Below are 14,988 nucleotides of genomic sequence, written 5' to 3'. Positions count from 1 at the left end.
GAGGCGATCGCGTTCCAAAAGTGGCGACGTTCCCCGTCCCAGGGGGTCGCCGATGCGAGAACCCCAGCGATTCTGGGACAGCACCCCGAGAAGGTCGGCGATTCCGGGACGCCGGGGCGGCAGGACCGGAGAACGTCCCGGATTTTGGGACGCGCGCTCGGGGCGGCCGGGGAACGTCGGCGATTCCGGGACGCCGGCTCCGCCCCCGGCGCTCCCGGGCGGCTACTTCCCGAACGTGTCGCGGTCGGGGGCGATGGCCTTCATCGCGTCGATCGTGCGCGAGAAGAGCTCGTCGAGCTCCCAGCCACAGAGCTCGGCGCCCTTGCGGATGACGTCGCGGTTGCAGCCGGCGGCGAAGCGCTTGTCCTTGAACTTCTTCTTGAGCGACTTCACCTCGAAGTCCATGACGGACTTGCTCGGGCGCATGATCACGGCCGCGCCGATGAGGCCCGTGAGCTCGTCCACGGCAAAGAGGACCTTCTCCATGGGAAGCTCGGGGGCGGGCAGCTCGGGGTTGTTGTCGGAGTTGTGCGACTGGATGGCGCGCACAAGCTCGGCGCTGCCGCCCGCGGCCTCGAGAAGCTCCGCGGCGTAGACCGTGTGGTTGGCCGGGTCGTCGGCGTGCTCCTCCCAGTCGAGGTCGTGCAGGATGCCCACGACCTCCCAGAAGTCGGCGTTGTCGGGATCCATCTCCTCGGCGAAGACGCGCATCACGCCGCCGACGGTCTGGCCGTGCTCGATGTGGAACTCCTCGTGGTTGTGCTCGGCGAGAAGTGCGAGCGCGGCGTCGCGGTCGATGCCGGCGACAAGCGCCGCCGGGGCCTCCGCCGCCGCGGCCGTGACCTTCTCGCTGTCGGCGGCGATGTCGTCCACGGACGCCGCAGCGTTGTCGGTCACGGCACCGGCGACCTGGGCCTGGATGTCGGCCTTGGTGATCGCCTCGGGCTTCATCGCCGGGAAGAGCAGCACGTCGCGGATGGCCGGCTGGTTGCAGAACAGCATGACCATGCGGTCGATGCCGTAGCCGATGCCACCCGCCGGCGGCATGCCGTACTCGAGGGCGCGCACGTAGTCGTAGTCGTAGCCCATGGCCTCGTCGTCGCCCATGCCCTTGGCCGCGACCTGCTCGGCGAAGCGGCCGGCCTGGTCGACGGGGTCGTTGAGCTCGGAGAAGGCGTTGGCGTACTCGTGGCCGGCGATGACCAGCTCAAAGCGGTCGGTGAGGCGCGGGTCCTCGGCCTTGCGCTTGGAGAGCGGGGAGACCTCCTCCGGGTAGTCGCACACGAACGTGGGGTTGACGATGGTCTTCTCGCCCAGCTCGTCGTAGAGCTCAAAGAGGAGCTTGCCGGCACCCCAGTTGGACTGGGTCTCGATGCCGTGCTTCTCGCAGAGCTCGCGGAGGCGCTCGATGGGGGTGTCCATGTCAACGTGCTCGCCCACGCACTCGGAGGCGATCTCGGAGAGCGGGCGGCTCGCCCAGATGCCGGACATGTCGATCTCCTGGCCCTGGTAGGTGATGATCTCGTGGCCCTCCTCGCAGCCGCAGACCTCGCGGGCGATGGTCTTGAACAGGCCCTCGGACAGGCGCTTCATGCCCTCGAGGTCGGAGTAGGCGCAGTAGGCCTCCATCGAGGTGAACTCGGGGTTGTGCGTGAGGTCCATGCCCTCGTTGCGGAAGTTGCGGCCGATCTCGAAGACGCGCTCCAGACCGCCCACGATGAGGCGCTTGAGCGGCAGCTCGGTGGCGATGCGCAGGTAGAAGTCGCGGTCGAGCGCGTTGAAGTGCGTCACGAAGGGCTTGGCGTTGGCGCCGCCGAGGATGGCGTGCATCATCGGCGTCTCGACCTCCATGTAGCCGTCGGCCTCCATGTAGCGGCGGATGAGGGAGACGATCTGGCTGCGCTTGCGGAAGACGTCGCGGACCTCGGGGTTCATGATGAGGTCGACGTAGCGCTGGCGGTAGCGGACCTCGCGGTCGGTGAGGCCGTGGAACTTCTCGGGCAAGGGGCGGAGCGACTTGGAGAGCACGGTGAGCGACGTGGGCGAGACGGAGAGCTGGCCGCGGCGCGTGCGCAGCACCGTGCCCGTGGCGCCCAGGATGTCGCCGAGGTCGAGGTTGGAGAGCAGCGACCAGCCCTCGTCGCCGAGCACGTCGTGGCGACAGAAGAGCTGGATGGACCCGCTCACGTCCTCGAGCACGACGAAGGCGGCCTTGCCCTGCTTGCGCAGCGCCCGGATGCGACCGGCGACGCTCACCACGTCCTCGGTGTCGGTTCCATCCGCGAGCCCGGCGTACTTCTCGTCAAGCTCGCCGGCGTGGGCCGTGACCTCGGACGCGATGGGATAGGGGTTCACGCCGGCGTCGATGAGGGCCTGACGGCGCGCGCGGCGCATCGTGCGCTCGTCGGTGGTGGTGGCGTTCTCGGCCATGGGGGTCCTTTCGGGTTTCAGATAGATACGCCCCGCACCTGCGATCTCGCAGACACGGGGCGCTCGCTTGCTCGGTGGGAAGTAGCTCTAGCGGGAGATCCCCGTGATGGTGTACTTCCTGGTCTTGCCGGACGGGGTGACGACCTCGATCTTGTCGCCCTTCTTGTGGCCCACAAGGGCGCTGCCCACCGGGGACTCGACGGAGATGCGGTGCTCGAGCGAGTTGGTCTCGGTCGTGCCCACGATGCTGAAGGTGGACTTCTTGCCCTTGCCGTCCTTGAGCTCCACCGTGGTGCCGATGGAGACGGTCATGGCGTGGCCCTGGTCCTCGACGACCGTGGCCACGGAGAGGATCTGGCGAATCTCGTTGATGCGGGACTCGTTCTTGGACTGCTCCTCCTTGGCGGCGTCGTACTCGGAGTTCTCCGAGAGGTCGCCGAAGCCGCGGGCCTCCTTGATACGCTCGACGATCTCGTCGTGCTTCTCGCCCTCGCGATACTCGAGCTCGTCGACGAGCTTCTGACGCCCCTCGGCGGTGAGCTCGATCTTCTTGGCGTTATCCATGTGCGATGACTCCTGCCTGCCGTGTGCCGCTAGTTGCGCTTAGTTGAGCTTGTTGCCGCACTTGGAGCAGAAGGCAGCGCCGGCCGCGTTCTTGGCGCCGCACTGGGAGCAGAAGACGGCGTCGGAGGCGGCAGCCTCGGGGGCGTCGGCGTCATCGTCGTCCTCGATGACCTCGACGTCGTCGTGGGACTCGATGGGCGAGCCGGCCTCGTCGGACTTGTCCTCGGAGCCCTCCTCCATGCCCTCGCGGACGTTCTTCACGGTCTTGCCGAGGGCGGAGCCGATCTTGGGCAGGTTCTTGGGCCCAAAGATGACGAGCACGACGACGACGATGAGAAGCAGCTCAATGGGGCCCATACCAAAAATCATGTGAAGTGTCCTTCCGATGCGATGTCACAGGCGGGCGCTAGGCCCAATACAGCATCAGCTAGTATAGCCGAGGTTACGTGCTACTCACAATCTCTAAAACGCGAGAAGCCCGGGTTTCTCGCGCGCCACTTGGGAGGCCCCTTGAGAGAGATCCTGATCGCCCTTGCCGTGCTGACCGTCGTGTGCACGGTGTTTCTCGCCGCGATGCCGTGGCTCCTGCGTAAGCGCAACGTGGAGATGCGCCGGACCAAGTTCGGTGTGACGCTGGTCTTTGACGCGGAGAACGCCGACGGCACGCCCGTGCGCCTGATCAACGTCAACGGCACCTTCCAGAGCGGCTGCTACGTGCCCGAGGACCTGCGCTTCCAGCTGGCCTGCGAGTACCACCGCGAGATGGCCCGCGTGATCGAGGACCTGGTCGCCGAGCGCGGGCGCACGGCCGAGAGCCCGCTGCGCGTGCTGGTCATGGGCGGGGGCGGCTACTCGCTGCCCAAGTACCTGGCGGCGTACGTGCCGGAGGCCCGCGTGGACGTGGTGGAGATCGACCCCGCGATGACCGAGCTGGCGCGCGAGTTCTTCTTCCTCGACGAGTGCCTGAAGAAGACGGGGGCCGAGAAGGACGGGCGCCTGCGCCTGGTCAACGACGACGCGTGGGCCTTCGTGCGCGCCGCCGCCGAGCCCTATGACGTGATCGTGAACGACGCCTTCTCCGGCAACCGACCGCTCGGGCCGCTCACGGGCGCCGAGGGCGCGCGGGTGGTGCGCGAGCACCTCGCCGCGGACGGCGTCTACCTCGCCAACGTGCGCTGCGCCTGCGAGGGGCGTCGCGCGCGGGCTCTGGACGAGGTCGTGGACGCGTTTGGTCACGAGTTCGCGCACGTGGGCTACGTCGCCGAGTGGCCTGACGAGCCGCACAAGCCCGGCAACAACGTGCTGCTGGCGACGAGCGCCCGGGGCGTCATGCCGCGCGCCGCGCGCGTGGTGCGGTAGCGGGCAGACGGTTCTTCTCGCCCGGATCCGGGCCCGGGCCGGCCACGCTGACAGGTTTTGCGGCTCGCGGGCGGCGGATCGGTCGCACGAGCGGCAAATCCTGTCACCGGACGGGACGCGGGAGCGCGGGCGCGACGCGCGGCGAGAAGGGCCTCAGCGCAGCGGTCCCTCGCGGCGGACGGTGCGCAGGATGTGACGGGGCACCGCGTGCAGCGCGCAGCTGCCGATGACGGTCCCGGCGGCGCGCTTTGCCTCGGCGCTCGCGCCGCGCGTGGCGTAGGCGTGCGAGAAGCGCTCGAGCATGGCCAGGTCGTTGCCGCCGTCCCCGTACACGGCCACCTCGTCCTCGGCGATCCCCAGCTCGCCGGCCAGCCACGCCACGGCCTCGCCCTTGTTGACGCACGCGTCGGTGAGCTCGAAGAGGACGCCGTCGAAGGAGGCGTTCACGAAGGAGCCGGCATGCTCGTCGACGAACGCCTCGAGGTCGCGGCGTAGGCCCTCGTCGGTGACGCGGAAGTTCACCTTGCAGATGTCCTGCCCGAGCACGTCGGCGTTGGTCTGGTCGAGAAGCTCCACCTCGCCGAACCCGGTCTTGCGGAAGCGCCGGCGCATGAGCACGCCGACCGGACCGCGCGCGCCGACGTAGCTCGCGTTGCGCTGTTCCGTCGTGCCGCGCACGTAGGTGCGGTCGCGCCCCACGCAGATGAAGCAGACCTGCGGGAAGGCGACGAGCAGCTCCTCCAGCGCGGCCGGGTCCACGGCAACGTGGCGCAGCACCTCGCCGCCTGGGCCCACGATGTGCGCGCCGTTGGCGCCGATCGACTCGACCGGGAGCCCCGCGAACCCCATGTCCGCCGGCCGTCGCACGCAGCGGCCCGTCGCCAGCGCCACGTGGCGTCCGGCGTCGAGCGCGGCGCGCAGCCGGCGCAGGATGCCGCCGTCGGTCTCGTGGATGAGGTTGAGGAGCGTCCCGTCGAGGTCGCTCGCGAAGAGCTTGATCAATGCCGCCGTCCTTCTCGTCGTCTCACGGCGACAGTATAGGGCGTGGCGGCCCGGTCGGGATGCCGCCGCGGGGGCGCGCTCTCGCATAAGTCAGAGTTCGTTTTCGACCCTCAAGCCCGTGAGCTGGTGAAACCGAGTTTTGGTCGGTTTTGAACTTCGGGATATGTGCGAGCGCTCGCGGGGTGCGGCGGCGGGACCCTACAATGAGGGAAACATCGCGGGAGGGAGCCAGCATGAAGCGCGCGCCGAGGTTCGTCTTCGCGTCCGACTCGCTCAAGGGGACGCTGTCCTCGGCGGACACGGCGCGCCTGCTCGGGGCCGCCGCCGAGCGGCACTTCCCCGGCTGCTCCTGGACGGCGGTCCCCATGGCCGACGGCGGCGAGGGGACGGTCGACGCGCTCGTCGCCGCCTGCGGGGGCGAGAAGGTCGGCGCGCTCGTCGCCGACCCGCTTGGCCGTCCGGTCGAGGCCTCCTACGCACTGCTGCCGGGCGGCCGCGCCGTCATCGAGATGGCCGCCGCGTCCGGTCTCCCCCTGCTCGCGCCCGAGGAGCGCGACCCGCTCGCCACGAGCACCTACGGCACCGGCCAGCTCGTCTCCGACGCCCTCGCCCACGGCGCGCGGGACGTGACCATCGCGCTGGGTGGCAGCGCCACCAACGACGGCGGCATGGGCCTCGCGCGGGCACTCGGCGCGCGCCTGCTCGACGCGGACGGCCAGGAGCTTGCCGGACGGGGCTCTGACCTGGAGCGCGTTGCCTCCGTTGACCTCTCCGGGCTGAGCCCGGCGCTCGCGGGGGCACGCTTCCGCATGATGTGCGACGTCGACAACCCGCTCGTGGGGCCCGAGGGCGCGAGCTTCGTGTTCGGCCCCCAGAAGGGCGCCTCGCCCGAGGTCGTGCGCCGGCTCGACGACGGCATGAGGAACTGGGCGCGCGTGCTGGAGGAGACGCTCGGCCGCGGCTTCGACGTGCCGGGCGCCGGAGCGGCGGGCGGCCTCGGCGCCGCGTGCCTCGCGCTTCTCGACGCCGAGGCCGTGAGCGGCGTGGCGCGCGTTCTCGAGCTCACGGGCTTCGACGCCCTTCTCGCCGACACGGACCTCTGCGTCACGGGCGAGGGGCACGCCGACGCGCAGACCGCGCGCGGCAAGGTCGTCTCCGGGGTGGCGGCGGCATGCGCGCGACGCCGCGTGCCCTGCGTCGCCGTGGTGGGCGGCATGAGCGCGGACGCCGCGGAGGTGCCCGGGCTCTCGGCGATGGTGCCCACGGCGATTGACGCGATGCCGCTCGAGGAGGCGCTCGGGCATGCCGAGGAGCTCTACGCGCTGGCCGCCGAGCGGCTTTTCTCGCTTCTTGAGCTGGGAGTCTCGCTCACGGGCTAGTCGCAGGCATCAGAGCAGCAGCGACGAGAAAGGGGCCGCCGGCGCACTGCCGACGGCCCCTGAACGTACGTGGTCGGGTTGACTGGATTTGAACCAGCGACCTCTCGGTCCCGAACCGAGCGCTCTACCAAGCTGAGCCACAACCCGTAGCGGTGGGATATTCTAGCAGACTTTCGACGCGGAACCAAGGGTTTTTGTCGACCAGGCTCGCCATCCGCGCGAGGCGGCCTCCGCAGCCACGGCATCCGCCGCCTCGGGGCCCTCGCATAGCGCGAACGAGCAGGTGCCCGAACCCGTGACCTGGGCCGCGAGCACGCCGGGGCGCTCGCGCAGCCACGTCTCGACCTCGCCGGCCTCCGGGCACAGCGCGCACGCGACCGGGGCGAGGTTGTTTGCCAGGCTCGCCGCCACGCCCGCACGGTCGCCGGCCTCGAGGGCGCGGCACAGCGCGTCGCAGCCGGCCGGCTCCGCACCCGAGCGGTCGAACTCCGCGTACGCCGCCGGAGTCGATCCGCCCTCGGCCCGCGGCATCACCAGGACGAGGGGCGCCTCGAAGCCGGGGAACGTCCGCTCGAGCACGTCCCCCGCCCCGCCGAGGAGCGCAGGGCGAGGGTCGAGGAAGAAGGCCACGTCCGCGCCCACGCGGCGGGCCACGTCGACGACGCGCGGGTCGAGCGCGTCCACGCCCCAGCGGGCGGCGAGGGCGCGCAGCGCGGCACCGGCGTCGGCGGAGGAGCCGCCGAGCCCGGCGCTGCCGGGGATGCGCCTCGTGACGCTCACGCGCACGTCGGGCTTCTCGCCCAGCGCCTCGGCGAGCATCGTCGCGGCGCGCCAGACGCCGCTCTTCTCCACGGGTATGGAGAGCGCGGGCGAGAAGCTCACCGAGAGCTCCGGGGCGTCCTCGACGACGACGTCGTCAAAGAGCGCCACCGGGACCATGAGCGAATCCACGCGGTGGTAGCCCCGATCGTCGGTCTCGTGATGGACGCCGAGGTAGAGGTTGACCTTGCAGGGGGCCGAGACGGCCGTGACGCGCACGGCTACTCCGTGATCGTCTCGGCGAAGTCGAAGAGACGCTCGCCGGACTCCGTGTCGTAGAGCTCCACCGTGCCGGTGAGGACGTCGACGTACTGGTAGGACTGGCGCGCGGTGCGGCCGCGACGCTCCTCGACCTCGACGACGAAGAGGGACGGGTGGGCGTGGACGAGCGTGCCGGTGCGCTCGACGATGCGCGAGCGGCCCATGTTGGCCTTGACCTTGAGGCGCTTGCCCTCGAGCGAGCTCAGGTGCTCGCGAATCTCGTCGACCCGGTTGACGGGCGGGATGTCGTTCTCCATGTGGTCCTCCGTCTGACAGAGGCAAAAGCCAAAAATTCCGGAAGCATTATCTTACGGCGCCGGACGCGCAAGCGCAAATTGGTTCAACCGTTGTGACGCGAGACATAAAATGGGGGCGAGAAGAACGCTCTTCTCGCCCCCGGACGCTAGCCGTTGGTCGCGCTACTCGGCGGGGCAGAGGGCCAGGGCCTCCTCGTCGGCGACGACGACGCAGTTGGTGTGGAGCTGCAGGATCGACGCGGGGCAGCTCGGGGTGACCGGACCGAAGCACATGTCGTGGACGGCCTGGGCCTTGGCCGCGCCGTTGGCCACGACGAGGATCATGCGGGCGTACATGATCGTCTGGACGCCCATCGTGTAGGCCTGGCGCGGGACGTCCTCCTCGCGCTCGAACAGGCGGCTGTTGGCCTTGATCGTGGACTCGGTGAGGTCGACGCAGTGCGTGCCCTTGGAGAAGTGGTCGTCGGGCTCGTTGAAGCCGATGTGGCCGTTGTTGCCGATGCCCAGGAGCTGCAGGTCGGGATAGCCGGCCGCGGCGACGATGCGATCGTACTCGGAGCAGGCGGCCTCGGCGTCGGGGTTGGCGCCGTCAGGCACGTGGGTGTTGGCCTGGTCGATGTTGATGTGGTCGAAGAAGTTCTCGCGCATGAAGTAGTGGTAGCTCTGCGGGTCGTCGTGGCTGAGACCGCGATACTCGTCGAGGTTGTAGGTGGAGACCTGCGAGAAGTCGCAGTCGCCCTTGTCGCACCACTTGGCGAGCTGATGGTAGGTGCCGATCGGCGTGGAGCCGGTCGCGAGGCCCAGGACGCAGTTGGGCTTCAGGATCACCTGCGCGGAGATGATGTTGGCGGCCTTGCGGCTCATGTCGTCATAGTCTTTGGCGCGGAGGATCTTCATGGCGTTTCCCTTCATAGTCCGGCAGGCGGCTCCTGCCGTGCGGCCCCATCGGCCGCGGCCAATGTGACTGCGACCACCAGGGCGAGGTCGCCAAGAGCTATGAGAACTCGCCGCCGCGTCGGGGCCCCTGCCCGTCCATGGCAGCCTGGGGCACGCCCCAGACGCACCTATCATGCTACGAACTCGCCCCGCCCGCCACGATGATTTGGCGAGCGGGGCAAAAGCGCTGGGAGCGGATGGAGGGACCGAAGCCGGGCCTAGAGCTTCGTGGAGAGGTCCTCGAGGGCGTGGAAGCGGTGCGAGATGGCGTTCTTCTCGTCAGGGGTGAGCTCGGCCATGGTCTTGCCGGGGGTGTCGTTTGGCAGGAAGAGCGGGTCGTAGCCGAAGCCGCCGTCGCCGCGCGGCTCGAAGCCCACGAGGCCCTCGCAGTCGCCGTCGCCGCGCAGGACCTCGTCGCCGCGCACGAGCGCCACGCTGGAGTGGAAGCGCGCGGTGCGCTCTGCCTCGGGGACGCCCGCCATCTGCGCCATGAGCTTCTCGTTGTTGGCGGCGTCGTTGCCGTGCTCGCCGGCCCAGCGAGCGGAGAAGATTCCGGGGGCGCCGCCGAGCGCGTCCACACAGAGGCCCGAGTCGTCGGCCACGGCCATGGGTAGCCCCGTCTCGGCCTGGGCGGCGCGGGCCTTGATCAGGGCGTTGTCGAAGAAGGTGCCCCCGTCCTCCACGGGGTCGGGAAAGTCGCCCAGCTCGCCGAGGGCCACGAAGCGCGCGCCCGGCATGGCCGGCGCGAGGATGGCCTCGATCTCGGTGACCTTGTGCGCGTTGCCCGTGGCCACCACCACGGTCTTGGCAGGATCCAGCTCGTTAACCTCGATACCCTTCATTTTGGCCTCTCCTTAGGCGTGCAAAAGTGCGACTCGTGATGAGAAAACGCGCTCGTATTCGCAAAACCCTCGCTCGTGATGAATAAGTATGGCCCCTAGAGGCCACTCGTGGACCCCAAGATCAGCCTATGTCAAAGAAATCCCAGTTCGCAGAATTGAAACTATTCGCCAGCGTCAAAATGTTTCATCACGAGCGGGAGTTTTGCATGAAAGCCACGAATCCTTCATCACGAGCGACACTTTTGCATCCACCTGGGCCCTTTTTGAGCGCGAAGCCCGCCTACTCGTGCGAGCCAAAGCCCGTCACGTGACTCTGGAGTTCCGTCAGGCGGGCGACGCCGGTCTGGCAGAGGTCGAGCAGGGCGTCGAGCTGGGCGCGGTCGAGCGTGGAGCGCTCGCCGGTGCCCTGGACCTCCGCGATGCGGCCGTCGCCCGTCCCCACGAGGTTGAAGTCCACCTCGGCGTGGGAGTCCTCGGAGTAGTCGAGGTCGAGCAGAGCCCGGCCGTCCACGAACCCCGCGGAGACCGCGGCGACCTGCCCCGTGAGCGGCAGGCGCGGGAGCCTGCCCGCGTCCACGAGGCCCATGAGTGCCTGATGGAGCGCCACCCACGCACCCGTGATCGAGGCCGTGCGCGTGCCGCCGTCGGCCTGGATCACGTCACAGTCCAGCGTGATCGTGATCTCGCCCAGGCGATCGAGGCGCGTGACGGAGCGCAGGCTGCGGCCGATGAGGCGCTCAATCTCCATGGAGCGGCCCTTGCGGCCGCGGTACTCGCGTGGCGTGCGCCGGTTGCCCGCGGCGGGGAGCATCGCGTACTCGGCGGTCACCCAGCCGGCATGCGCGTTCTTTCGCCAGCCGGGAACGCCCTCCTCAACAGATGCGGTGCAGAGCACGCGCGTGTCGCCGAACTCCGCGAGGCAGGACCCGGCCGCGTTCTTCATGACGCCCGGGGTGAGCGTGACGGGACGAAGCTCGTCGGCGGCGCGCCCGTTGGCGCGCATGAGGGTGGAGTCGGTCATGTGTCCTCCCGAAAGAGGCCCCCGCCGCAAAAGCGGGCGAGGGCCGATGTGTGCTGGTGGGCGATGACGGGTTCGAACCGCCGACCTTGTGCGTGTAAGGCACCTGCGCTAGCCGCTGCGCCAATCGCCCGGGTGGTTGCAGTCTAGCATACGGCACGCTCGCGCCTGCCCTATACTAGGTCCCATGGATACTACGACTCTCGCCTCGCTGGCCGCGCTCCTTGAGGAGCAGGGCCTGCTCGCAGGCACCCACAACCTCACGGCCGAGGCGGGCGCGACGCCCGTGACCGGCGCCGACTGCGACTCCCGCGTCGTCCGCGCGGGGCACGTCTTCGTGTGCAAGGGGGCGGCCTTCAGGCCCGCATACCTCACGAGCGCGCTCGAGGCGGGCGCGGTGGCCTACCTCTGCGACGAGGCCCACGCCGCCGAGCTCGCCGAGGTCGCGCCGGACGCCCCCGCCCTCGTCGCCAGCAACCTGCGCCGCGCGATGGCGCTCGTCTCCGCGGAGGCCTTCGGCCACCCTGACCGTGACGTCCGCGTCGTCGGCATCACGGGCACCAAGGGCAAGTCCACGGTCTCCTACATGCTGCGCGCCGTGCTCGACGGCGACAGGCCCGGCTCCGGGACGGCCGTCATCGGCTCGATCGACACCTACGACGGCGTCGAGGACTTCGAGAGCCACAACACCACCCCCGAGTCGCCCGACCTCTGGCGCCACGTCGCCAACGCGCGCACCGCCGGCCTCCCGTTCCTGGACATGGAGGTCTCGAGCCAGGGCCTCAAGTACGACCGTGTGCTCGGGCTCACGCTGGACGTGGCCTGCTTCCTCAACATCGGGCGCGACCACATCTCCCCCGTCGAGCACCCCGACTTCGAGGACTACTTCGAGAGCAAGCTCCGCATCTTCGAGCAGGCCCGGAGCGCCGTGGTGAACCTCGACTGCGACCAGGCCGACGTCGTGCTCGAGCGCGCCCAGGCCGCCGAGTCCTGCGACCGCATCCTGCGCTTCTCCGCCGAAGGGCGCGACGGCGCCGACGTCTGGGCGAGCGAGGTCCGCTCCGAGCTCGGCCGCGTGAGCTTCGTCGCGCACACCCCAAGCTGGGAGGGCCCGGTCACGCTGGCCATGCCCGGCCTCTTCAACGTCGACAACGCGCTGGCCACGATAGCCATCTGCGAGCTGCTGGGCGTCGGTGCCGAGAAGATCGTGCCCGCGCTCGCCCATGCCACGGTCCCCGGGCGTATGGAGCTTCTCGGCGAGCCGGGCTCGCGCGTGATGGCCCTCGTCGACTATGCGCACAACAAGCTTTCCTACCAGCGCTTCTTCCCCTCCGTGAAGAAGGAGTTCCCCGGCTATCGCATCATCGCGCTCTTCGGCGCGCCGGGCGGCAAGGCATACGAGCGCCGGACCGAGCTCCCGCAGGAGGCCGCCAAGTGGTCCGACTACCTCATCTACACCGAGGAGGACCCCGCGCACGACCCCGTCGAGGAGATCTGCGCCCAGATGGCCGCCGCCACGCCCGAGGGCGTTCCCTACGAGGTGATCTGCGACCGCGAGGAGGCCGTGCGCCGCAGCGTCGAGCTCGCCTACGAGGGCGAGGGCCCGGCCATCGTCTGCCTGCTCGCGAAGGGTGACGAGACGCGCCAGCACGTCGGCGACGAGTTCCTCCCCTGCCGCACCGACGGCGAGATCTTCCTCGAGGCGGTCGCCGCTCGCACGGGCGCGTAGCGGGCCCGATGGGCGCGCCCCTCGTCATCGGCATCTCGGGCGGCGCGCGCGACCGCGAGGTCGCCTCGGCGCTGCTGCGCACCATCCTGGACGACGAGAGGCCCTACGAGCGCGCGGCGCTTGTCGGCGGGCGCGAGCTCTTTGACGGCGTCGAATGGTCCCGCCATCCAGACAGGGTCTCTGAGCTGCAACGCATTGACGACCATCTTCGCCATGCGGGCGAGAAGGACCTCGCCTACGCGATCGTCGAGCTGGACGAGGCCGAGCGCGGCGCTGTCCGCACCGACCTCCTCTGCGTGATCGGGGCCGGGGGCGCGGGCACGGTGACCACGGCCGACGGGCGGTCGTTGAGCTTCTCCGCGCGCGGCTCCCTCGCGGACGTGGGCGTCGGGCGCACCGAGTCCCACTATGGCTACGTGCAGTTCCTCGCCCACACGCCCAGCCGCGAGATGACGCTGGCCGTCCCGCTGACCGGGCGCTTCAACCTGGGCCCCGCGCTCGCCGTCGTGACGGTCTGCGAGCTGTTGGACATCACGGCCGGACAGATCGGCATCGGGCTGCTCGGCGCCCGCGCCTCGGGCCACGGCGAGCTGCTCGCCGCCCCGGACCGGGGCGTCTACGCCCTCGTCGAGGAGAGCGGCGAGGCACGAGACGCGGAGCTGCTCCTGTCCGCCGCCCGCGAGGACTACGCGACGATGCGCGTCGAGGCGGCGCGGGGCCCGGCCGCCGTCGCACCCGCGGTCGAGCGCGCCTACGGGCGCGCCGGGGACGCGCCGACGCTGCTCGTCCTTCTCGGTGCCCCGGGCGACAAGCTCGAGGACGCCTTCCAGGCCGCGGTCCGCGCGCACGCCCGCCTTCTCTAAGACGGCAAGACGCCCGAGACCCCGGGCCCGCGCGCACAAAAAGGGGCCGGACCCGAAGGCCCGACCCCTGAGTCGCGCGATTGTCCGTTACCCGGATTAGAAGTCCACGTCGACGTCGTTGTAGACGCACTCGAGGAGCTTCTCCATCTCCTCGGGCGTGGGCTGGCGCGGGTTGGAGCCGGTGCAGGCGTCGCCGATGGCGTCGACGGCGATGCGGCTCTTCTTCTCCTCGAACTCGGCGTAGTCGATGACGGACTCGTCGGCCTTGACGCCGCCCTTGCCGTAGTTCTTGATGCCCTGCGGGATGTCGATCTTGTCGTTCAGGTCGCGGATCATCTGAACGAGCGCGGCGACGAGCTCGTCCTCGGTCTCGCCGGCGAGGTGGAAGACCTCCTTGGCGATGTAGGCGTAGCGGCTCTTGGCGCGGGCGTCCTTGGAGTTGAACTGGATGACCTTGCCGAGGTACATGGCGTTGGCGCAGCCGTGGATGATGTGGTCGCCGGTGAAGGCGGCGCCGGTCTTGTGCGCCATGGAGTGCACGATGCCGAGGAGGCCCGAGGAGAAGGCGATGCCGGCGATGCACTGGGCGTCGTGCATGTGCTGACGGGCCTCCTTGTCGCCCTGGTAGGACTTGGGCAGCCACTCGACGATCTCACGCATGGCGTAGAGGGCGTTGGCGTCGGTGTAGGCGGAGCCGGCGGTGGAGACGTAGGCCTCGATGGAGTGGGTCAGGGCATCCATGCCGGTGTGAGCGCAGAGCTTGGCGGGCATGGTGTAGGTGAGCTCGGGGTCGACGATGGCCACGTCGGGCGTGATCTCAAAGTCGGCGATCGGGAACTTGATGCCCTTGGAGTAGTCGGTGATGATCGAGAACGCGGTGACCTCGGTCGCGGTGCCGGAGGTGGAGGAGATGGCGCAGAAGTGGGCCTTGGTGCGGAGCTTGGGCAGGCCGAAGACCTTGCACATGTCCTCGAAGGTGGTCTCGGGGTACTCGTACTTGATCCACATGGCCTTGGCCGCGTCGATGGGCGAGCCGCCGCCGAGGGCGATGATCCAGTCGGGCTGGAACTCGGACATCACGGCAGCGCCGTTCATGACGGTCTCGACGGACGGGTCGGACTCGACGCCCTCGATGAGCTTGACCTCGAAGCCGGCCTCCTTGAGGTCGTTCTCGACGTCCTGCAGGAAGCCGCCGCGACGCATGGAGCCGCCGCCGGTGACGATGACCGCGCGCTCGCCCTTGAGGTTCTTGACCTCGTGGCGCGCGCCCTCGCCGAAGTACAGGTCACGCGGGTTGGTGAAACGTCCCATAACACTCCTCCAATTCCTTTGCCGCCGCCACCGCGACGGATCAAACGGGGGACCATCTCCCCCGATTTGCACCTTGCGAGAAGTACCTGTCCGGGTCGTCGAAGACACGGCGGCTCGGCCGGGAACAAGTATAGCGAAATCCGTTGGCAACACTGTGGGTTTCCGGACCGGCCGGCGAGCGGCGGCGAGCGGCGAAGCGCCCGGCTGAGCTAGGATGG

Annotated in this window: 14 protein-coding genes and 2 tRNA genes; 4 read left to right on the top strand and 12 right to left on the bottom strand. The window is 69.4% G+C overall.

Annotated features, from left to right (window positions below):
* Window positions 1–222: 222 nt before the first annotated feature.
* The 3 genes from lysS to tatA all read right to left on the bottom strand — a co-directional run bounded on the left by lysS (window position 223) and on the right by tatA (window position 3,363).
* Window positions 223–2,430, bottom strand: a complete 2,208-nt coding sequence (gene lysS / locus INF26_RS00880; RefSeq protein ID WP_193528866.1) for a lysine--tRNA ligase — start codon at window positions 2,428–2,430, stop codon at window positions 223–225.
* A gap of 87 nt (window positions 2,431–2,517) precedes the next feature.
* On the bottom strand, window positions 2,518–2,994 hold the full coding sequence (greA, locus tag INF26_RS00875) for a transcription elongation factor GreA (protein ID WP_193528865.1): 477 nt from the start codon (window positions 2,992–2,994) through the stop codon (window positions 2,518–2,520).
* A gap of 39 nt (window positions 2,995–3,033) precedes the next feature.
* Window positions 3,034–3,363 carry a twin-arginine translocase TatA/TatE family subunit gene (gene tatA / locus INF26_RS00870; protein WP_193528864.1) on the bottom strand — a complete coding sequence of 110 codons (330 nt, stop codon included), beginning with the start codon at window positions 3,361–3,363 and terminating at the stop codon, window positions 3,034–3,036.
* Window positions 3,364–3,504: 141 nt separating this feature from the next.
* Here tatA and INF26_RS00865 point away from each other — a divergent pair, with 141 nt between their 5' ends.
* Window positions 3,505–4,353 carry a spermidine synthase gene (locus INF26_RS00865; RefSeq protein ID WP_226371788.1) on the top strand — a complete coding sequence of 283 codons (849 nt, stop codon included), beginning with the start codon at window positions 3,505–3,507 and terminating at the stop codon, window positions 4,351–4,353.
* 153 nt (window positions 4,354–4,506) lie between these two features.
* On the opposite strand, the gene INF26_RS00860 is transcribed toward INF26_RS00865, so the two are convergent.
* Complete coding sequence (locus INF26_RS00860; RefSeq protein ID WP_193528862.1) at window positions 4,507–5,355, bottom strand: HAD family hydrolase; 849 nt, start codon at window positions 5,353–5,355, stop codon at window positions 4,507–4,509.
* 233 nt (window positions 5,356–5,588) lie between these two features.
* Here INF26_RS00860 and INF26_RS00855 point away from each other — a divergent pair, with 233 nt between their 5' ends.
* On the top strand, window positions 5,589–6,734 hold the full coding sequence (locus tag INF26_RS00855) for a glycerate kinase family protein (RefSeq protein ID WP_193528861.1): 1,146 nt from the start codon (window positions 5,589–5,591) through the stop codon (window positions 6,732–6,734).
* A 70-nt stretch (window positions 6,735–6,804) separates the two neighbouring features.
* Here INF26_RS00855 and INF26_RS00850 read toward each other — a convergent pair.
* The 7 genes from INF26_RS00850 to INF26_RS00820 form a co-directional block, all read right to left on the bottom strand.
* A tRNA-Pro gene (locus INF26_RS00850) sits at window positions 6,805–6,881 on the bottom strand.
* 15 nt (window positions 6,882–6,896) lie between these two features.
* A complete protein-coding gene (locus tag INF26_RS00845) occupies window positions 6,897–7,772 on the bottom strand; it encodes a 4-(cytidine 5'-diphospho)-2-C-methyl-D-erythritol kinase (protein ID WP_332307273.1) in 876 nt (291 codons plus the stop codon).
* Between the two features lie 2 nt (window positions 7,773–7,774).
* On the bottom strand, window positions 7,775–8,071 hold the full coding sequence (locus tag INF26_RS00840) for a Veg family protein (protein WP_193528860.1): 297 nt from the start codon (window positions 8,069–8,071) through the stop codon (window positions 7,775–7,777).
* 162 nt (window positions 8,072–8,233) lie between these two features.
* Window positions 8,234–8,968: a glucosamine-6-phosphate deaminase gene (gene nagB / locus INF26_RS00835; RefSeq protein ID WP_193528859.1), complete on the bottom strand. Its 735-nt coding sequence runs from the start codon at window positions 8,966–8,968 to the stop codon at window positions 8,234–8,236.
* A 257-nt stretch (window positions 8,969–9,225) separates the two neighbouring features.
* Complete coding sequence (rdgB, locus tag INF26_RS00830) at window positions 9,226–9,849, bottom strand: RdgB/HAM1 family non-canonical purine NTP pyrophosphatase (protein WP_193528858.1); 624 nt, start codon at window positions 9,847–9,849, stop codon at window positions 9,226–9,228.
* A gap of 280 nt (window positions 9,850–10,129) precedes the next feature.
* A complete protein-coding gene (gene rph / locus INF26_RS00825) occupies window positions 10,130–10,870 on the bottom strand; it encodes a ribonuclease PH (RefSeq protein WP_269747142.1) in 741 nt (246 codons plus the stop codon).
* A 54-nt stretch (window positions 10,871–10,924) separates the two neighbouring features.
* A tRNA-Val gene (locus INF26_RS00820) sits at window positions 10,925–11,000 on the bottom strand.
* A 54-nt stretch (window positions 11,001–11,054) separates the two neighbouring features.
* On the opposite strand from INF26_RS00820, the gene INF26_RS00815 reads away from it, so the two are divergent.
* The gene (locus tag INF26_RS00815; protein WP_193528857.1) at window positions 11,055–12,596 is read left to right on the top strand and encodes a Mur ligase family protein; all 1,542 of its coding nucleotides are present in this window, start codon (window positions 11,055–11,057) and stop codon (window positions 12,594–12,596) included.
* Window positions 12,597–12,604: 8 nt separating this feature from the next.
* A complete protein-coding gene (locus tag INF26_RS00810; protein ID WP_193528856.1) occupies window positions 12,605–13,459 on the top strand; it encodes a hypothetical protein in 855 nt (284 codons plus the stop codon).
* A 96-nt stretch (window positions 13,460–13,555) separates the two neighbouring features.
* Here INF26_RS00810 and INF26_RS00805 read toward each other — a convergent pair whose 3' ends face one another.
* Window positions 13,556–14,770 (bottom strand): iron-containing alcohol dehydrogenase, encoded by a 1,215-nt coding sequence (locus INF26_RS00805; RefSeq protein ID WP_193528855.1) that lies wholly within the window; start codon window positions 14,768–14,770, stop codon window positions 13,556–13,558.
* Between the last annotated feature and the right edge of the window lie 218 nt (window positions 14,771–14,988).

The organism is Thermophilibacter gallinarum, assembly GCF_014982725.1.
Classification (GTDB): domain Bacteria; phylum Actinomycetota; class Coriobacteriia; order Coriobacteriales; family Atopobiaceae; genus Thermophilibacter; species Thermophilibacter gallinarum.
This window is presented reverse-complemented; position numbering and strand designations above follow the sequence as displayed.